The 19394-nt window shown below is 71.6% G+C and carries 15 protein-coding genes and 1 riboswitch; of the genes, 11 read left to right on the plus strand and 4 right to left on the minus strand.

The features are described from left to right. Positions 1–13 precede the first annotated feature (13 nt). From AB0G10_RS20390 to AB0G10_RS20405, 4 genes are all read left to right on the plus strand, one after another. Positions 14–370, plus strand: coding sequence for an SSI family serine proteinase inhibitor (locus AB0G10_RS20390; protein WP_360923639.1), 357 nt, complete (start codon positions 14–16; stop codon positions 368–370). 19 nt (positions 371–389) lie between these two features. Next, positions 390–1145 (plus strand): methyltransferase domain-containing protein, encoded by a 756-nt coding sequence (locus tag AB0G10_RS20395; protein ID WP_360923642.1) that lies wholly within the window; start codon positions 390–392, stop codon positions 1143–1145. Positions 1146–1241: 96 nt separating this feature from the next. Next, the gene (locus AB0G10_RS20400) at positions 1242–2417 is read left to right on the plus strand and encodes an alkaline phosphatase family protein (protein ID WP_360923645.1); all 1176 of its coding nucleotides are present in this window, start codon (positions 1242–1244) and stop codon (positions 2415–2417) included. Positions 2418–2645: 228 nt separating this feature from the next. Continuing rightward, on the plus strand, positions 2646–3035 hold the full coding sequence (locus AB0G10_RS20405) for a DUF3040 domain-containing protein (protein WP_127547594.1): 390 nt from the start codon (positions 2646–2648) through the stop codon (positions 3033–3035). 351 nt (positions 3036–3386) lie between these two features. On the opposite strand, the gene leuS is transcribed toward AB0G10_RS20405, so the two are convergent. Continuing rightward, positions 3387–6176: a leucine--tRNA ligase gene (leuS, locus tag AB0G10_RS20410; protein WP_360923648.1), complete on the minus strand. Its 2790-nt coding sequence runs from the start codon at positions 6174–6176 to the stop codon at positions 3387–3389. Positions 6177–6636: 460 nt separating this feature from the next. Between leuS and AB0G10_RS20415 the strand changes: the two genes are divergently transcribed. Genes AB0G10_RS20415 through AB0G10_RS20425 form a run of 3 tightly spaced genes read left to right on the plus strand, consistent with a single transcriptional unit; the run spans position 6637 to position 11362 of the window. Continuing rightward, on the plus strand, positions 6637–7608 hold the full coding sequence (locus tag AB0G10_RS20415) for a MoxR family ATPase (RefSeq protein ID WP_360924964.1): 972 nt from the start codon (positions 6637–6639) through the stop codon (positions 7606–7608). A gap of 2 nt (positions 7609–7610) precedes the next feature. Next, positions 7611–8909: a DUF58 domain-containing protein gene (locus AB0G10_RS20420; protein WP_360924967.1), complete on the plus strand. Its 1299-nt coding sequence runs from the start codon at positions 7611–7613 to the stop codon at positions 8907–8909. After that, positions 8906–11362, plus strand: coding sequence for a DUF3488 and transglutaminase-like domain-containing protein (locus tag AB0G10_RS20425; protein WP_360923651.1), 2457 nt, complete (start codon positions 8906–8908; stop codon positions 11360–11362). Before AB0G10_RS20420 ends, AB0G10_RS20425 begins: the two co-directional genes overlap by 4 nt. A gap of 670 nt (positions 11363–12032) precedes the next feature. On the opposite strand, the gene AB0G10_RS20430 is transcribed toward AB0G10_RS20425, so the two are convergent. From AB0G10_RS20430 to AB0G10_RS20440, 3 genes are read right to left on the minus strand one after another with little or no spacing between them, the layout of a single operon-like run. Next, positions 12033–12716, minus strand: coding sequence for a VTT domain-containing protein (locus tag AB0G10_RS20430; protein WP_360923654.1), 684 nt, complete (start codon positions 12714–12716; stop codon positions 12033–12035). Positions 12717–12756: 40 nt separating this feature from the next. Then, on the minus strand, positions 12757–13470 hold the full coding sequence (locus AB0G10_RS20435) for a glutamine amidotransferase (RefSeq protein WP_360923657.1): 714 nt from the start codon (positions 13468–13470) through the stop codon (positions 12757–12759). Beyond that, a complete protein-coding gene (locus AB0G10_RS20440) occupies positions 13460–14680 on the minus strand; it encodes a MurT ligase domain-containing protein (protein ID WP_360924970.1) in 1221 nt (406 codons plus the stop codon). Before AB0G10_RS20440 ends, AB0G10_RS20435 begins: the two co-directional genes overlap by 11 nt. 379 nt (positions 14681–15059) lie before the next feature. Next, a riboswitch (cyclic di-AMP (ydaO/yuaA leader) is annotated at positions 15060–15227 on the plus strand. Positions 15228–15266: 39 nt separating this feature from the next. Here AB0G10_RS20440 and AB0G10_RS20445 point away from each other — a divergent pair. The 4 genes from AB0G10_RS20445 (at position 15267) to AB0G10_RS20460 (ending at position 19390) form a co-directional block, all read left to right on the plus strand. Continuing rightward, positions 15267–16061 carry an NlpC/P60 family protein gene (locus AB0G10_RS20445; protein WP_360923659.1) on the plus strand — a complete coding sequence of 265 codons (795 nt, stop codon included), beginning with the start codon at positions 15267–15269 and terminating at the stop codon, positions 16059–16061. A 745-nt stretch (positions 16062–16806) separates the two neighbouring features. After that, on the plus strand, positions 16807–17238 hold the full coding sequence (mraZ, locus tag AB0G10_RS20450) for a division/cell wall cluster transcriptional repressor MraZ (RefSeq protein ID WP_360923662.1): 432 nt from the start codon (positions 16807–16809) through the stop codon (positions 17236–17238). Between the two features lie 235 nt (positions 17239–17473). Continuing rightward, positions 17474–18529 carry a 16S rRNA (cytosine(1402)-N(4))-methyltransferase RsmH gene (gene rsmH / locus AB0G10_RS20455; protein WP_360924973.1) on the plus strand — a complete coding sequence of 352 codons (1056 nt, stop codon included), beginning with the start codon at positions 17474–17476 and terminating at the stop codon, positions 18527–18529. Between the two features lie 264 nt (positions 18530–18793). Beyond that, on the plus strand, positions 18794–19390 hold the full coding sequence (locus tag AB0G10_RS20460) for a hypothetical protein (RefSeq protein WP_360923665.1): 597 nt from the start codon (positions 18794–18796) through the stop codon (positions 19388–19390). Positions 19391–19394 lie beyond the last annotated feature (4 nt).

The raw sequence follows: 19394 nt of genomic DNA on the forward strand, positions 1-19394 counted from the left end.
AGAGTGCTCCCTCATGATCCTCCCTGCGCTGATCGCCCTCGCCGTGGCGGTCGCGGGCGGTCCCGCGCCCCGGACCACCGACCTCACCCTCACCTACATGGCGGAGGCCGGGTTCGCCTCGGCCGTGAAGCTCAGCTGCGATCCGGCCGGTGGCGGCCACCCGAAGCCGGCCGACGCCTGCGCCGTGCTGGAGCGCATCGACGCCGACCCGGACCGGCTGCCGGCCGGCGACCGGATGTGCGTCCTGCTCTACCAGCCGGTCACCGCCGAGCTGAAGGGCGTCTGGCGGGGCAGGGACGTGCTGTGGCGGCACACCTACGGCAACACCTGCGAGATGAACCGCGCGACGGGTGTCCTGTTCCAGTTCTGACAATCGCTAGGCTGCCGGGGTGGAAACTTCTGCGCGCACCGGCCGCCCGCACGTCACGGCCCGCACCGCCGCGGTCTGGGCGGTTCTCCGCCGCGAGCTCGACCGGCAGGCCGCGCGCCTCGGCGGCCGCGCGCTGACCGTGCTCGACGTCGGCGGCGGGACCGGCGGGTTCGCGGTGCCGCTGGCCGAGGCCGGGCACACCGTCACCGTGATCGACGCGAGCCCGGACGCGCTCGCGGCGCTGACCCGCCGGGCCAGCGACGCCGGGGTCGCCGACCGGGTCCGCGCCGTGCAGGGCGACGGCGACGCGCTCGCCACGCTGGTCGAGCCGGCCGCCGCCGACCTCATCCTCTGCCACGCCGTGCTCGAGGTGGTCGACGACCCGGCCCGGGTGGCGTCGGCGATCGCGGCCGCGCTCCGGCCGGGCGGCGCGGTCAGCCTGCTGGTGGCGAGCCGGGCCGCGGCGATCCTGGGCCGGGCCGTGAACGGCCACCTCCGCGCGGCCGCGGCGCTGGTCACCGACCCGGCGGGCCGGGCCGGGCCGCGCGACACCCTGCTGCGCAGGTTCGACGCGGCGAGCGCCACCGCGCTCCTCACGGCCGCCGGGCTCACCGTGGAGGAGACCCACGGCGTACGCGTCGTCGCCGACCTGCTGCCCGCCACCGTCCTCGAGGACGACCCGCAGGCGGTCCTCGACCTGGAGCTGGAGCTGAGCAGCCGGCCGCCGTTCCGGGACATCGCCTCCCAGCTCCACCTGTTCGCCCGCCGGTCATGACGGGCCCGCCCGTCCTGACCCCCGTTCCGTTCCCCGGAGGCCGGTCATGACGGATGTGCCCGTCCTGATCCCCGTTCCGTTCCCCGGAGGCTGGTCATGACGGTTGTGCCGGAGGACGGCCTGCACGCGGACGCGCTGCGGATCGTGCCGCCCGCGTACGGCACGGGCAGCCTCGCCGACCTGCTGCCGAGCGTGTCGGCGGTGCTCGGGGTGCCGGGCGCCGCGGACGTCCTCGGCCTCACCGAGCGCCTCGACGGCGTGGACCGGGTCGGGGTGCTGCTCGTCGACGGGCTGGGGGCGTACCAATTGCCCCTGGCCTCGAAGCACGCGCCGGTCCTCGCCGATCTCGCGGCGGGGGGTCGTGGCCACGCCGGCACGCTCACCGCCGGCTTTCCGTCGACCACCCCGGTCAGCCTCGTGACCCTCGGCGCCGGGGTGCCGCCGGGCGTGCACGGCATCCTCGGCTTCACCGTGCGCCGGCCGGACGGCGGGATCCTCACCCACATCGCCTGGGACGACGACCCGGACCCGCGCGACTGGCAGCCGGCCCCGACCCGGCTGGAGACCGCCGCGGCGGCCGGGCTCGCGGTGACCGTGGTGAGCCGCTCGGCGTTCGAGGGGAGCGGGCTGAGCCTCGCGGCCAACCGGGGCGGGCGCTACGTGGGCGCCGACGACGGGGACGCCGTCGCCACCGGGATGATCGAGGCGCTGCGCCGCGGCCCCGGCCTGGTCTACGGCTATCACCCCGATCTCGACCACTTCGGGCACGAGGACGGCGTCGACTCGCCGACCTGGCAGGCCGCCGCGGCCGGCGTCGACGTGATCCTGGACCGGATCGTGCACGCCCTGCCGCCGACCGCCGCCCTGCTCGTCATCGCCGATCACGGCCAGCTCAACGTCCCGCTGTCCGGTAGATACGACATGGCGGACATTCCAGCGCTGCGCGAGGGGGTCGTGGCGGTCGCGGGCGAGCCGCGGGTCCGCTACCTGTACGCCTCTCCCGGCGCGCTCCCCGACGTCCTCGACAACTGGCGGGGCGTGTTCGGCGCCGGCGCCCGGGTGATGACCCGCGACGAGGCGATCGACGGCGGCTGGTTCGGCCCGGTGCCGCCCGCGCACGCCGGCCGGATCGGCGACGTGGTCGTGCTCTGCCAGGGGCGTGCCGTGGCGGTCGCCTCCGGGTGGGAGCCGGCCAAGGCGGGACAGTTGGTGGCGTACCACGGCTCCGCGACCGCCGCCGAGATGACGATCCCCCTGATCGTCGCCCGCTAGATCACGGGTTGTGTTCGGCTGTGCCCGGTCGGGTGATCGGTCTTTTGGGACGAACCAATCTTGAGGGCACGGAAAATCACCCGCACTCGGCGGTCGTCCGGCTTTCCGACCCGCCAACCCGCTCGTAGACTTGCGTGATAAGGCAGCCGACGGCTGCCCCGTTTCACCACACCTGCACCACCGCCGGCCCTCGGACTGGGGCCGGCAATGCGCCCGGGGAGGAATGCCGTGCCGCTCTCGGAGCACGAGCAGCGGCTGTTCGATCAGATCGAGCGGTCGCTTGCCGAGGACCCCAAGTTCGCCTCGGCTGTGCGGGCCAGCGACCCGCGTTTCCACGCACGGCGCCGGCTCCTCATCGCCGCGTTCGTGATCGTCCTTGGTCTCGCTCTGGTCGTCTTCGGGACCGTGAGCCAGAACACGCCGCTCGGCGTGGCCGGATTCGTCGTCATGCTCGGCTCCGCCGCCTTCGCGATGCAGTCGCGCCGGCGTAGCCAGGCTCCCGACCTGAAATCGGTCGGTGGCACCGCGACGCGGCGCACGCGCCAGGGCGGTCGCCGGGGCGGCCTCATCGACCGGCTCGAGGACCGGTGGCGGCAGCGTCCGGAGGGGCATCGCTGACCTGCCGAGCCGGCTGAGCCGGCGCCCGACGAACGGCGGCCGACACCGGCCGCCTTCGTCGTATCTCCATGCCCGGATCCGGCCGCCCGCGTCCCGCCCGGCCCCGCCCCGACGTTGCGTTCCATCGCTGCGTGTTGAGTCGGGGTGCGGATTGCGCCCGAAGTCGACACGCGGGGGTGGGTGTGTCGTGGCGTGTTGAGTTGGGGTGCGGATCGCGCCCGTAGTCGACACGCGGGGGTGGGTGTGTCGTGGCGTGTTGAGTTGGGGTGCGGATCGCGCCCGAAGTCGACACGCGGGTGACGGTCAACGGCCCGCCGCTCCCGGAGGAGAGGCGGGCCGCTTCGCGGAACGTCAGATCACGACCGAGACCAGACGGCCGGCCACCACGATGACCTTCTTCGGCTCGCGGTCGCCCAGCACCTCGGCCACCGCCTCCAGGGCCGCCGCGCGCACGTCGGCCTCGGGGGTGTCCGGGGCGACCTCGACCCGGCCGCGGACCTTGCCGTTGACCTGCACCGGGTAGGTGATCGAGTCGGCCTTCAGCTGCTCCGGGTCGGCGACCGGGAAGTCGGCGTAGGCCAGCGTCCCGGAGTGGCCCAGCTTGCCCCACAGCTCCTCGGCCATGTGCGGGGCGAACGGCGCCAGCATCAGCACCAGCGGCTCGACGGCCTCGCGGGAGACGGTCGGCAGCGGGGTCAGCGCGTTCGTCAGCTCGATCAGCTTGGCGATCGCGGTGTTGAACCGCAGCTCGTCCATGTCCTCGCGGACACCGGCGATGACCCTGTGCAGGACCTTGCGGGTCTTCGGGTCCAGCGGCGCGTCGGTGACCCGGGACGCGCCGGTCTCCTCGTCGACCACCAGGCGCCAGGCGCGCTGCAGGAAGCGCTGCGAGCCGACCACGGCGCGGGTCTCCCAGGGGCGGGAGACGTCCAGCGGGCCCATCGCCATCTCGTAGACCCGGAACGTGTCGGCGCCGTACTGGTCGCACATCTCGTCGGGGGTCACGATGTTCTTCAGCGACTTGCCCATCTTGCCGTAGGAGCGGGCGACCTCCTCGGAGCCGTAGAAGTACTTGCCGTCGCGCTCGACGACCTCCTCGGCCGGCACGTAGAAGCCGCGGGCGTCCTGGTAGGCGTACGCCTGGATGTAGCCCTGGTTGAACAGTTTGCGGAACGGCTCGAACGACGAGACGTGGCCCAGGTCGAACAGCACCTTGTGCCAGAACCGCGCGTACAGCAGGTGCAGCACGGCGTGCTCGACGCCGCCGACGTACAGGTCGACGCCGCCGCAGTCGCCGTCGGCGCGCGGGCCCATCCAGTAGGCCTCGTTCGCCGGGTCGACCAGCTTGTCGTCGTTGTGCGGGTCCAGGTAGCGCAGCTCGTACCAGCAGGAGCCGGCCCACTGCGGCATCGTGTTGGTCTCGCGGGTGTACGTCTTCGGCCCGTCGCCCAGGTCCAGCTCGACCTGCACCCAGTCCTTCTTGCGGGACAGCGGGGTCTCCGGCTCGGTGTCCGCGTCCTCCGGGTCGAAGGTGCGCGGCGAGAAGTCGTCGACGTCGGGCAGCTCGACCGGCAGCATCGAGTCGGGCAGCGCCACCGGCAGGCCGGTCTCGTCGTAGACGATCGGGAACGGCTCGCCCCAGTACCGCTGCCGGCTGAACAGCCAGTCCCGCAGGCGGTAGGTGGTCGCGCCGGTACCCCGGCCGTGCTCCTCCAGCCACGCGATCATGGCGGCCTTGGCCTCGGCGACACCCTTGCCGTTCAGCCAGTCGCTGTTGATCGCGGGTCCGTCACCGGTGAAGGCCCCTTCAAAACCTTCAGGAGCTTCAACGGTACGGATGATCGGCAGCTCGAACACCTCGGCGAAGGCCCAGTCGCGCTCGTCCTGGCCGGGCACCGCCATGATGGCCCCGGTGCCGTAGCCCGCCAGCACGTAGTCGGCGATGAAGACCGGCACGCGGGCGCCGTTGACCGGGTTCTCCGCGTAAGCGCCGGTGAAGACGCCGGTCTTCACCTTGCCGTCGGCGGTGCGCTCCTCCTCGGTCTTCGCGGCGGCCGTCTCCTGGTAGGCCTTGACCGCGGCGGCCGGGGTCGCGTGCCCGCCGGTCCACTTCTCGTTGGTGCCGGCCGGCCACTCGCGCGGGGTGATCCCGGCGACCAGCTCGTGCTCGGGCGCCAGCACCATGTAGGTCGCGCCGAACAGCGTGTCGGGGCGGGTGGTGAAGACGGTGATCTTCTCGTCGCTCCCGTCGATCGCGAAGTCGACGTGCGCGCCCCTGCTGCGGCCGATCCAGTTGCGCTGCATCAGCTTGACCGGCTCCGGCCAGTCCAGCGTGTCCAGGTCCTCGATCAGGCGGTCGCCGTACGCGGTGATCCGCATCATCCACTGCTTCAGGCTGCGCTTGAAGACCGGGAAGTTGCCGCGCTCGCTGCGGCCGTCCGGCGTGACCTCCTCGTTGGCCAGCACGGTGCCCAGGCCGGGGCACCAGTTGACCGGGGCCTCGCTGACGTACGCCAGGCGGTGGTCGTCGATCTTCTTGCGGCGCTCGGCGGGCGACAGCTCCGCCCATTCGGGAGTCGCCTCGAACCGGGCGATCAGCTCACTGATCGGACGCGCCTTGCGCTGCTCGGGGTCGAACCACGAGTTGAAGACCTGCAGGAAGATCCACTGGGTCCAGCGGTAGTAGTCCGGGTCGGTCGTCGAGAACGAGCGCCGGTCGTCGTAGGCCAGGCCCAGGCGGCGCAGCTGCTGCTTGTAGCGCTCGACGTTGGCGGCGGTGGTGACCGCCGGGTGGGTGCCGGTCTGCACCGCGTACTGCTCGGCGGGCAGGCCGAACGCGTCGAAGCCCATCGGGTGCAGCACGTTGTAGCCGGCCATCCGCTGGTAGCGGGTGTAGCTGTCGGTGCCGATGTAGCCCAGCGGGTGCCCGACGTGCAGGCCGGCGCCGGACGGGTACGGGAACATGTCCTGCACGTGCAGCTTCGGCGCGCCGGCGCGCGGGTGCGAGGGGTCGGCCAGCTCACCGACCGGGTTCGGCGCCCGGAAGGTGCCGTGCTCCTCCCAGTACGCCTGCCAGCGCAGCTCGATCTCGCCGGCCAGGGCGGCGGTGTACCGGAACGGCGGGGTCTCGGTCTCGCTCATCTTCACCATCTCGTCTTTTTTCTGGAGGAAGGCACAAAAAAGCCCCTCACACAGGAGGGGCGCCGTGCTGACCTCTCGTCAGCACGGCCTGCTAAGAAGCAGAAAAGACCGAGCCATGCGTTGCATGATACCCGCCGCCCGTCACGCACGGCGACCGGTATACCGGGGCGGGTGATATGCCGGTGGTGTCCACAGGCGACCGATTCCTTATCTCGAATCGGTCTCGATCAGGCCTTTCGGCAAGGTGTACGTACGGAGATAACCTGTGGGGACGGGCGGCGAGCGCCGGAGGCCCACGGCCGCTGGGCGCCCGCAACCTTCGATGCCCCTTGACGGTGGGTGATCTCCTGTCGCGAGGGAGCAAGACCGAATCTGGAGGAGGCCCGTGACAACGCCGACCTGGGGCGAGCCGGCAGGCCCGCTGACGAGCGCCGAGTTCGCCGCCGCGACGCAAGCCATCATGGCCAACATCGAGCAGGTCATCGAGGGCAAGAGCGCGACGGTGCGTCTGGCGCTCGCGGTTCTGCTCGCCGAGGGGCACCTGCTGATCGAGGACGTGCCGGGCGTCGGCAAGACGAAGCTCGCCAAGGCCCTCGCGCGGTCCATCGACTGCTCGGTGCGCCGCATCCAGTTCACGCCCGACCTGCTGCCCAGCGACGTCACCGGGGTCAGCGTCTACAACCAGGAGACGCGCGACTTCGAGTTCAAGCCGGGCGCCGTCTTCGCCAACCTGGTGGTCGGCGACGAGATCAACCGAGCCTCGCCGAAGACCCAGTCCGCGCTGCTCGAGTGCATGGAGGAGCGGCAGGTCACCGTCGACGGCACGACGTACGAGCTGCAGGCCCCGTTCATGGTGGTGGCCACGCAGAACCCGATCGAGATGGAGGGCACCTACCCCCTCCCCGAGGCGCAGCGCGACCGGTTCACCGCCCGGATCGCGATGGGCTACCCGGACCCCCGCGCCGAGCTCGCCATGCTGGGCGCGCACGGCGACCACGACCCGCTGAACGACCTGCGCGCCGTCGCCGACGCCGCCCTGGTCCGCCGGCTGATCGCCACGGCCCGGGACGTGCACACCGCCGAGGCCGTCCAGCAGTACGCGATCGCCCTGGTCACCGCGACCCGGGAGGCGCCGGAGATCCGTCTCGGCGCGTCCCCCCGGTCGACGCTGCAGCTGCTGCGCACCGCCAAGGCGGTCGCCGCGCTCGAGGGCCGGGACTACGTCCTGCCGGACGACCTGCAGGCGCTCGCCGTGCCGGTCCTCGCGCACCGGATCATCCCGACCGCGGACGCCCAGCTGAATCGGCGGACCACCGACGCGATCGTGTCCGAGATCGTGCACCGGCTGCCGCTGCCGCACGACCGGGCCCGCAACCCCTACGACACCCGTGACGGGCGCACGCCGACGTCGTACGAGTCCCGGGGGCGGTGACGATGCGGGAGGCGCTGCGGGGGCTCACCACGCGCGGCCGCTCGTTCCTTGCCGCGGGGGCCGCCGCCGCGGCCTCGGCGCTCATCCTCGGCGAGCGTGACCTGCTGCGGGTCGCCGTGCTGCTGGCGGCCCTGCCGATGCTCGCCGCGTGGTACGTCGGCCGCAGCCGGTACAAGCTGGCCTGCACCCGCTCGCTGGACCCGGGCCGCACCCCGGTCGGCTCCAGCGCGCGGGTGATCCTGCGCCTGCAGAACCTGTCCCGGCTGCCCACCGGCACGATGCTGCTGGAGGACCGGCTGCCCTACGCCTTGGGCAGCCGGCCCCGGGTCGTGCTCGAGCGGCTCGGCGCCCAGCAGGCGAGCTCGGTGGCCTACACGGTCCGCGCCGACGTGCGCGGGCGCTACCCGATCGGCCCGCTGATGATCCGGCTGACCGACCCGTTCGGTCTCTGCGAGCTGACCCGCTCGTTCCCCTCGGTCGACAAGCTCATCGTGATCCCGCAGGTCAGCCCGCTCCCGCGGGTGCGGCTCGCCGGGGAGTACGCGGGCACCGGCGAGAGCCGGGCCCGGTCGGTCGCGGTGCACGGCGAGGACGACGCCGCCACCCGGGAATACCGGCGCGGCGACGACCTGCGGCGGGTGCACTGGCGCTCGACGGCCCGGACCGGTGAGCTGATGGTCCGGCGGGAGGAGCAACCCTGGGAGAGCCGGGCGACGGTGGTTCTCGACACCCGGATGTACGCCCACCGTGGCGAGGGACCGACCGCCAGCTTCGAGTGGGCCGTCTCCGCCGCCGCCAGCATCGCCATGCACCTGCGCCAGCAGGGTTACAAACTCCGGCTGGTGACCGGCTCCGGGATCGACCTGGACGCGTCCGAGGCCGGCGGGGAGGGGATCATCCTGGACAACCTGGCCGAGGTGAAGCTCAGCCAGACCGGTGACGTCTCGGTGCTGGTCGACCAGGTCCGGCGCCGCTCCGACGGCGGTCTCGTGATCGGTCTGTTCGGCGCGCTCACGGTGGCCGAGGCGGAGGTGCTGGCCGGCCTGCGGGCCAACGGCGCGAGCTGCATCGGCTTCGCCATCGACAGCACGACCTGGGTGCCGATGACCAACGGCGACCGGCAGGAGTCCGACCGCGAGCACGCGGCCGCCTCGCTCGCGCTGGTCCGCAGCGGCTGGAAATCGGTGCCGGTCACGCACGGCGACACGCTGCCGGCCCTCTGGCCCGCCGTGGCCCGCGGGTCGCAGGGCTTCGCCTACCGCGCGGCCATGGCCGAGACCGTGGGCGGGGTGATCCGGTGACCGGGCGCCGCCGTCTCGGACTGATCGCGGCGGCCGCGACACTTCTCGCGGCCGCACCGCTGTCGTCCATCTTCGATACGTGGACCTGGCTGTTCCAGGCCATGCTCACCGTGATCCTGATCGCCGGCGCGGCGGTCGCTGCCCGTACCCTGCGGTTCCCGACCTGGGCGCAGGGGAGCCTCATGGTCCTCGCGCTGCTGCTGGCGCTGACCTGGCTGTTCCCGAGCGGCAAAGAGATCCTGATCCCGCAGCCGGCCACCTTCACCCACTTCGCCGAGCTGATCCGGCAGGCCGGGGAGGACACCCGGTCGTACGGTGTGCCCGTCCCGGACCGGGACGGCCTGCTCTTCGTGGCGGTGCTCGGCATCGGGGCCGTGGCGATCGTGGTCGACCTGCTCACCGCGGTCTTCCGCCGCCCGGCACTGGCCGGCCTGCCGATGCTGGCGATCTACTCGATCCCGGTCGCGGTCTACCTCGACAGCGTGCCGGTGTTCCCGTTCATCATCGGCGCGATCGGCTACATGTGGCTGCTCGTCGCCGACAACGTCGACCGGGTCCGCCGGTTCGGCCGCCGCTTCACCGGCGACGGCCGTGACGTGGACGTCTGGGAGCCCTCGCCGCTCGCCTCGGCCGGCCGCCGCCTCGGCGTCGTCGGCGTGCTCGTGGCGGTGCTGCTGCCGCTCGCCGTGCCGACCGTCTCGGGCGGCCTGCTCACCAAGTGGACGCAGAGCGGCAGCGGGCTCGGCGCCGGGCCGGGCGGCACCGGCAACGGGCGGATCAACCTGTTCGCGGCGCTCAGCGGCCAGCTCAACCAGAACGCCACCGTCAACATCATCAAGGTGCGGACGAACGAGCGGGAGCCGTTCTACTTGCGGTTCGCCGTGGCCGACATACTCAACGCCGACGGTTTCGGCAACACCTCGCCGCGCGGCCAGTCGCTGAACGAGGGCCTGCCCAACCCGGGCAACGCGGCGTCCACCGAGCGGGCGAACTACACCGAATACCAGGCCGAGATCGAGGTCGCCGACGCGCTGCGGCAGAACATGCTGCCGGTCTACACCTCCGCGACGGGCGTGCAGGGGCTCAAGGGCAACTGGTCGTACGACGCCGGTCAGCAGGTCATCTACTCCGGCCGCTCGACGACCGGCGACCAGAAATACACGGTCAGCTACCTGCGCCCGCGCTACACGGCGGCGCAGCTGCGGACCGCCGAGCCGCTGCCCGAGGACGACCCGCTGCGCCGGCAATACACGGCGGCACCGCAGGACGACGCCGTGCAGGCGAAGGTGGACGAGCTCGTCGAGGGCGAGGAAACCCAGTACGACAAGGTCCGGGCGATCTACGACTCGTTCTCCTCGAAGAACGGGTTCCGCTACAACCTCGCCACCCAGAACAGCGGCAACGCCTCGGAGATCGCGGCGTTCCTGGAGAACAAGGTCGGCTACTGCCAGCAGTACGCGGCCGCGATGGCGTGGATGGTGCGGGCCGCCGGGATCCCGGCCCGGGTGGCGTTCGGCTTCACCCGGGGCACCGCCCTCGACGACAACACCTACCAGATCACCAACCGGAACGCGCACGCCTGGACCGAGGTCTACCTCGACGGCTTCGGCTGGGTGCCGTTCGACGCCACCCCGGCGAGCAGCGTCACGGGTTCGGCTCGCTCCTCGTGGGCGCCGGACGTAGAGCGTCCCGAGCCGGAGCCGTCCAGCTCCACCGGCGCTGCCGTACCGGGGACCGGCTCGTCGGCCGCTCCGGGCCGCGCCGAGCGTCCCGAGCAGGCTAACGACGGCGCCACCTCCAGCATCGACGAGGGTGTCGTCCCGGACGACGGCTCGTGGATGCCGCTGTTCGTGGCGGCCGGCATCGCGCTGGTCCTGGCGATCCTGCTGATCCCGGCGTTCCTCCGGGTCCTGCTCCGCCGCCGGCGGCACGCCGCCACGGCGGGCGTCCCGGCCCCGGTCGTGACCACCACGCCCGGTGGTGGCGGGGCGATCAGTGACATCACGGTGACGACCGAGTCGGCCCGCGCCCGCGAGGACGCGCACGCCGCCTGGGACGAGCTGATCGACACGATGGTCGACTTCCGGGTGCCGGTGGACCCCACCGAGACCCCCCGGGTGACGACCCGCCGCCTGGTCAAGGACACCCTGCTCAACGGCGAATCGGCCGAGGCCGCGTCGCTGCTGGGCCGGGCCGAGGAGCGCGCCCGCTACGCCCGCCTGCCCCTCCAGGGCGCCGAGCTCACCGCGGCACTCCGCCAGGTCCGCGCCGGCCTGTCCGGCACCGCCTCGTTCCGCACCAGGGCGAGAGCGGCCCTCCTGCCCCCGTCGGTCCTGCTGAGCTGGCGTCTCGGCATCGCCGAGCAGTCAGCCCGAGCCGCCGAGGCAGCGACCCGCCTCCGCGACGCGGCGACCCGTTTCAGTCCGCGGAGGTTGCTCACCCGAGCCCGCTGACCGATGAACGGTCCGAGAGGGCGGGGCGCTGTTCCGGCGCCCCGCCCTCTCACCGTCTCCGAGTCGTGGGTGCCTCACCCGCAGCGCCGATCCGCGCCCGGTCAGCGAGCCACAACGGTGCGCCGACTGAGATCGACCATGCCGGCCGGTGCGATTGCGGTGATTTCGCGGCCGATCGGGGAGCGATCCCCGGCCGATCCAAGCCGCAGGAGCGTGAGCCGGCTGCAGCGCGTGGTTCACAAATCGGGCGCCGGACAGCAATGGGATACAGCTCGCCTCGCATACGCGAGAAGCCGGCAGATGTCGTCCCCGCCGGCTGCGCTTCACGGCTGTCTCGGTGCCCGTTTTGTCACGCTTATGTGCAGCCAGTCGGGGCTGGCTGTACGCCAGTGTCGGGTCGCCGCCCGTTTTGTCGCTCTGTGGTGCAGCCGAAGCGAATGGACGAGTCCGGCTGCGGCGTGTGGTTCACAAAACGGGCGCTGGACAGCCATGGTGTGCAGCCGGTGAAGGGGCCGCTCGGCGAAATGGATGGGTGACGGTGCTTGGAGCGCCACGAACCGCCGGGGCCGGCGGCTACGGGCGCCGGCGGAAGGTGGCCGCAGGTGTGGTGCGCCACGGGACGGGCGCTGATGCGGTCGGGGACGCGGTAGGTCGTACGGAAAAGGAGGGGTCAGGCCCGGCGCGCGGTGTATCGCCAGCGCAGCACGATCGCGGTCGAGATGGCGAAGCCGATGGCGGCGGGGGCCAGGGTGGCGGCGTTCATCGAGCCCGGGGAGGCCACGGCGGCGCCGATGACGGCGTAGGTGACCGTGGAGGGGATGGCGGCGATCGTGGTGCCGAGGAGGTAGCGCTTGCGGCAGACCGAGGTGGTGCCGTAGGCGTAGCCGACCAGGCCGAAGGGGGCCAGCGGGAGGAAGCGGACCAGGAGGACGGCGGCCAGGCCGCGGCGGTTGAGCCAGCCGTCGAGGCGGTCGAGCTTGCTGCCGGCGCGGGCCTTCAGGGCGCCGCGGCCGGCCCAGCGGCCCGCGTAGTAGGTGGCCGTCGCCGCGATGATGGCGGCGGCCAGGGCGGCGATCGCGCCCGTCGCGGCGCCCAGCAGGAGGCCGCAGAGGAGGGTGATCGCGGTACGGGGGACCAGCACCGAGAGGAGCAGGCCGCCCACCACCGCGACGGCGGCGGGGGCGACCGCACCCAGGGTCTCGACGCTCGCGCCGATCTCCCGCAGCGGGAGCGTGGCGGCGGCGATCGCGAGAGCGCCCACCACGGCGCCGAGGGAGCCGAAGCGGATGAGACGGCGCTTCCATGAGAAAGGAACGGCGTCCTGAGGGCGTGCAGCGATCAGGATGTCGGTCATGCAGGCGTACCGCCCCAACTGTCGTCGGTTCAGAACAAAGTCAAACTGCGCTCGCGGCCTCGAGCCGTTCCTGCCGGAGCCGGTCGGCCCAGGTGTCATCCAGGGGCGCAAGCCTATCCGCGCCCGTTGACCAGCGCAGTAGCAGATCGGCTATCGCTGGGTTGCGAGCGAGCGCCGGGCCGTGGGAGTACGTTCCGAGGATCTTCCCCGCCCACGCTCCCTCGGTCTGGCCGTCGTTGCCGATCCCGGCGGTGACCCGGGCCAGCGGCGCGGCGTGCGCGCCGAGATGGGTGCGCCCACCGTGGTTCTCGAACCCGGTCAGGGGCGGCAGCCCGAGCCGCGGGTCGATGTCACCGCGGATCTCTCCGACCGCCCGGGTGACGCCCCGGTCCGAGGTTATGTCGAGCAAACCGAGACCCTGACACTTCGCCCCTTTTGCGAAGAATGAGTGCCCGAAGAGCTGATATCCGGCGCAGATCGCGAGGACGGCCGCACCCTGATTGACCGCGCGGTGCAGACCGCCGTCGGTGATCAGGCGCTGCGCGGCGAGGGCCTGCGGGCCGTCCTCGCCGCCGCCGATCAGGTAGATGTCGGCAGTGGTCGGCATCTGCTGGTCGGAGCGGACCTCGTAGGTCTCCACCGGGATGCCGCGCGCGGCCGCCCGGTGGGCCAGGATCAGCAGGTTGCCCCGGTCGCCGTAGGTCGACAGCAGATCGGGGTAGATCCACACGATCCGGAGGCTCTCAGTTGACACGGTCCAACTCCGCTCGGATGTCCTGGAACGCCGTGTAGTTGGCGATCACTTCGAGACGGCCCGGCGGCACCGCCGCGAGCGCCTCGTCGAATCTCTGTACGTGCCGGAACGGCACCTGGTTCACCTGGAGCCGGACGGCCAGGTCGTAGGCGCGGTCGCCGGTGATCAGCACCGGGCGGTTGCGCAGCGGGGAGAAGTCGACGTCGTAGAGCCACGACGTGTCGAAGCCGTCGGGGTCCCGCGCGTTGATGGAGAGCAGTGTCGGCGCCTGCTCGGCCATGTCGAACGCCTCCAGCCAGCTGGCCGGGTTCTTGGCGAGCAGCAGCCGGATGTTGCGGCCGTCCCGGTCGACCTGCGCGTAGCGGCCGGCGATCGAGGTGACCCGGGCGAGCCGGGGGAGTGCCTCGATCGGGCGGACGCCGAACTCGGCCGCGACGGCGAGCGCGGTCGCCGCGTTCCCGATGTTGACCTTGCCGGGCAGCTGGAGCTTCACGAGGTGCCAGTCGCCGCGCGGGTCGATGACGCCCTCGTCCTCGACCTGCCAGCCGGGCCGCGGGCGGCGCAGCGGGCAGCCGGTGCACCACCAGTCGCCGTTCTGCCGCTCGATCGGGTGGCCGCTCTCCGGGCAGACGAACGAGTCGTCCAGCCAGCGCTGGCCGGCGCTGAACCAGGTGGTCTGCGGGCTGCTGCTCGCGGCCCAGACGACCATCGGGTCGTCCGCGTTCGCCACGACTTTGATGCTCGGGTGGTTGGCGAGCGCCACCTTCCACAGCTGCGCCATCATCGCCACCTCCTTGGCCCGGTCCAGCTGGTCCCGGGAGAGGTTGAGCAGCGCCACCACCTTGGGCCTGGTGGCCTCGATGACCTGGGGGAGGTAGTGCTCGTCCACCTCCAGCACGGCGAACGGGGTGTGTCCCTCCTTCGCCAGCGCCGAGGTGTGGCCGGTCGGCATGTTGGCGCCGAACGAGTTGGTGGCGACCCGGCCGAGGACGCCGACGGCGGCCGCGGTGAGACGGGTCGTGGTGGTCTTGCCGTTGGTCCCGGAGACGAGCGCGACAGCGCGCCCGGACGAGAGGTGGGCCAGAAGGTCAGGGTCGATCTTGAGGCCGATCCAGCCGCCGATCACTGAACCGTCGCCGCGTCCCGCGGCCCTGGAGAGCGCCGCCGCGGTCTTCGACGCAGTGGTCGCGACCTTGGCGATGAGAGGCATCTTCCCGTCCGTCACGCCAGCGAGGGTACCGGACCGGAAGGTTACGTCGAGTTGCCGACCGGTCAAGATCACGTGCGCTCGGAGTTTGTGGTGCTCCCGACGTTTTGACCTAGGTGTGAGGTTGATCCTCCGGCAATTGTGTGTTCTGTTTCACCCGTAACTTTCGACCATGAGTGAGCACCCGGTTCCCCTCCGTGGTGGCAAATGTCTCCGGCCGGTAACAAACCGGACACCTACATTTGTGCCAATCACTCTGCGTGACTTTTTCGGCGCTAACGATCATGCGGAACGTCAGGTACCAAGGTTGGGCCGGGCACAACCGCCCGGCTCGCACCGGACGGCTCACGCCGAGCCCTGCCCCGGGTTGGACGGTGCGACCACTGCTCCATCGGTTCAACCACAAAGGCATTCGGGGGCAGGGACGGGGGAACCATTTCCGGCCGGTACCGCTCAACATCGGCCTCGGGGTGAAGTCGCCTCCCGCGACCGGGCACACCTTCCCGCCCGAACCCGACAGCTAACCTCGCAGGCGTGCCGGAGGGAATTCTCTACCGTGCACGAACACAGTTCGCGCCGTGGCCGCCGCATGTCTTCTCGCGGCGCCGGCACTGTCGCACTGTCTCTGGGTCTCTGCCTCTGCGCCGGCCAGCTGGTCGCCACCGCGTCCCCCGCGGCCGCGGCTGCCAGCACCGCGCCGGTCGTGAAGACGGTCGCCGCCACTCAGGCGGCCGCCACGGTGAAGCCCAAGCTGACCGCCAAGGCCAGCACCCGGAAGCTCCCCTGGGGCTCCACCCTCAAGGTGACCGCCAAGGTCATCGACCCGCGCACCGGCAAGGTCGCCAAGGGCACGGTCCGGCTCCAGGGCCTGGTCGGCGGCAAGTGGCGGACGTGGGACACGGCGACCTCCAAGAGCGGTGCCGTGTCGCTCACGTACAAGCCGAAGAACACGTACTACGTCCGCACGCTCTTCACCGGCTCCGGCTACAGCAGCGCCTCCACCGGCAAGGTGAAGATCACGGTCAAGGCCAGCGGTGCCAAGATCCTCGCCGAGGCCAAGAAGCACAAGGGCTCGCTCTACAAGTACGGCGCGGCCGGCCCCAAGCGCTTCGACTGCTCGGGCTTCACCAAGTACGTCTACAAGAAGGCGGCGGGCAAGAAGCTGCCGCACAAGGCGAACTCGCAGCAGAAGTACGGCACCAAGGTCGCCAAGAGCAAGAAGAAGGTCGGCGACCTGATCGTGTTCCGCAACGGGTCGTACGGCTACCACGCCGGGATCTACGCCGGCAACGGCTACATCTACGACTCGCCGCACACCGGCGCCCGCGTCGGCAAGCACAAGATCTGGAGCAAGAACTACGTCGTGCGGCGTCTCGTCGCCTAGTAGTAGGTAGTAAGTAAGGAAGAGCCGGGCGGCGTGGTGGCGCCGGCTGGAGTTCGAACGCCTTGTGGGGTGTGACCCGATCGCCTGGGTCACGCCCCACAGGCGTTTCTTCAGGACCTTCTTCTGTACGACCTACCGCGTCCCCGACCGCATCAGCGCCCGTCCCGTGGCGCACCACACCTGCGGCCACGTTCCCCCGGCGCGACCCGCCGCCGGCCCCGGCGTGCCCTCACCCTCCCAGCCTCCCGCCCCCGGCGGGCCCGCGCCCTCCCGGCTGCCCGCCCGCGGCGTGCCCGACCTCCCGGCTGCCCGCCCGCGGCGTGCCCGCCCTCCCGGCCGCCCGCCCGCGGCGGGCCCCACCTTCCGGCCCGGCGGCCCGCTTCACCCCACCGGAGGGCTCCACTTCGCTCCACCGGGCGCCTCCACTTCCCTCCACGGGGAGCGAAACGGGAGGGCTCCCACAGTGTGAACGCGGAGTTATCGGACTCGCTGGGGTCGATGTCGGAAACCAGACGTCGTCGATCATGGTCTGGCCCTCCACTCCGGCCCACCGCCTGTGAACTGGGGATTCGTCCGCGAAAAGGCCTCGCGAGCGGCTCCATTCGGGTTGCAGGTGGAGGGAAGTGGAGTAGAGTGGGGCGCAGTGGCAGGACCGAGGAACCGAACCGGGACTGCCGGCCCGAGTTGACAGGCGAGACCGTTCCACCGCGAAGGAACGCGACGCCACGGCAAGGGGGGTTGGCCGATGTTCCTCGGCACGCATACCCCGCGCCTGGACGAGAAGGGCCGGCTGATCCTCCCGGCGAAGTTCCGTGACGAGCTGGCGGGAGGTGTCGTGATCACGAAAGGGCAGGAGCGCTGTCTCTACGTGTTCCCGATGCCGGAGTTCCAGCGGCTCGCCGGTCAGCTGCGTGAGGCGCCGGTGACGAACAAGGCCGCCCGGGCATACAGCCGGGTGTTCTTCGCCAGCGCCCACGACGAGGTTCCCGACAAGCAAGGCCGGGTGACGATCCCGGCGCACTTGCGGGAATACGCGAGCCTCGGCCGCGACCTCGTGGTGATCGGCGCCAGCACCAGGGTCGAGATCTGGGACAAGCAGTCCTGGGACGACTACCTCACGGCGAGCGAGGAAGAGTTCGCCGACATCGAGGAGGGGGTGCTGCCCGGCGGACTGTAGGCGTGGCACCTCGGTGGGCCGCACCACGGCCCGGACGCCACTGCCGCCGTACTGCGAGATCTCCAGCCGCTCCCGCTCCTGGCGCCTCTTCCCCGGCGCCAGGCGCGTGTCCGGGCCGGCCACGCCGGCGCCGGGCAGAGCGGATGGGGATCTGGCGGTACGGACAGGCGGCCGGGCCGAAATCGTCGGCCGAGTAAGGGAAACACCGTAGGTGAGACACGTGAATGGGCAGGCTATGGGGGTCGTCATGGGGGAGCCGCGGGGCACGCATGTGCCGGTGCTGCTCGAGCGCTGTCTCGAGCTGCTCGCTCCCGGGCTGGCGCTCCCGGGCGCCGTTCACGTCGACTTCACGCTGGGTCTGGGCGGGCACGCCGAGGCGGTTCTCGAGCGGTTCCCGGACGTCGTCCTGATCGGGCTCGACCGGGACACCGAGGCGCTCGCTCACGCGCGGCACCGGCTCACCCGCTTCGCGGACCGGACACATCTGGTGCACGCCGTCTACGACGAACTGCCGCGGGTGCTCGGCGAGCTGAGCATCCCGGCGATCCACAGCGGGCTCTTCGACCTGGGCGTCTCCTCGTTGCAGCTGGACGAGGCGGACCGCGGGTTCGCGTACTCGCAGGACGCTCCCCTGGACATGCGGATGGACCAGTCCCGGGGCGTGACCGCGGAAGAGGTCGTGAACGGCTACGAGCCGGGCGAGCTGGTCCGGATCCTGCGGCAGTACGGCGAGGAGAAGTTCGCGCCCCGGGTCGTGCAGGCGATCGTGCGGGAGCGGGCGAAAGCGCGGATCACGTCGACCGCACGGCTGGCTGAACTGATCAAGGAAGCGATCCCGGCCGCCGCGCGCCGAACGGGTGGAAATCCCGCAAAAAGGACGTTCCAGGCACTACGCATTGAGGTCAACGCCGAACTGGACGCTCTCGAGGGTGCGGTTCCGGCTGCTTTGGACGTGTTGGCGCCCAAGGGGCGGCTTGTGGTGATGAGTTATCAATCACTGGAGGACAAAATCGTGAAGCGTGCCCTCGCCGCGAGGGCACGTAGCACCGGGCCGATCGACCTGCCGGTCGAGCTTCCCGGCACCGGGCCGACGCTGCGGCTGCTCACCAGGGGGTCCGAGCTGCCGAGCGAGGCGGAGGTGGCGGAGAACCCGAGGGCGGCCTCGGTGAAGTTGCGAGCGGTGGAACGGATCGACGAGCAGGAGCAGGGACCGAAGTACAACCAGGCACCGAGGACCGGCCGCGAACGGCCTCGGATGGCTGGACCGACCCGCGGCGGAGGCGAGAAGTAACAGGCCTCCCCGCGGCGGACGACAGAAGTAACCCCGCGAGGCTGGGCCGACCCGCGGCGGAAAACAGAAGTAACCCCGCGAGTCAACGCACGGGGGACAGGGGCGGTTACGCCCGGGGGCGAACCATGAGGGGGAGGGATGGACATGAGCGAGCGATTCGACGCGCCGCGGTCGGGGGGCCGGTCGGCGCCTCGTGAGGCGACGGGCACTGGCGCCCGGGGGGCGCGCCAGAGCTCCGGTCGTGCCGACACGCGCCGCTCAGGGATGCGGAGCGGCAGCGCGGAACCCCGGACCGGGACCGGCCGGGCCAAGCCGGGTGCGCCGGTCAAGCCGGGCGCCGATCCGGTACGCCGGAGCAACCGTGGCGCCGGAGCCGACGCCGACGGGACCGCCGCGCTCGCCCTCGAGGTCAGCGCCGTCCCGGCGGAAGCCCAGCCCGCGACCGCCCAGCCGGCCGGCCGCCCCCGCCTCTGGGTGGCGCCGCCGCTGCCGATGCGTGCCCCGCGCGCGACCTTCGCCGCCTCGGTGATCGCCGTGGTGCTGCTCGGCGTCCTCGGTGTCCTCCTGGTCAACACGAAGACGATGGAGCAGTCCTTCAAGCTCGACGCCCTGCAGAAGGAGCAGGCCGCGCTCGACAAGCAGCAGCAGGGCCTGGAGCAGCAGCTCATCCAGGCGTCCAACCCGGGCAACATCCACGCTGCGGCCCGCCGCCTCGGCCTCGTCATGGCCGAGAACCCGGCGATGATCCGGCTCCCGGACGGGAAGATCAGCCGGATCCCCACGCCGGGCCGGGGCCAGCCGGGCGTGACCGCCCAGGGCGGCCTCAAGCCGGGCACCGCCACCGCGGGCGCCGGGCAGTAGCGCC

Source organism: Actinoplanes sp. NPDC023714 (genome assembly GCF_040639855.1).
In the GTDB taxonomy this organism is placed as follows: domain Bacteria; phylum Actinomycetota; class Actinomycetes; order Mycobacteriales; family Micromonosporaceae; genus Actinoplanes.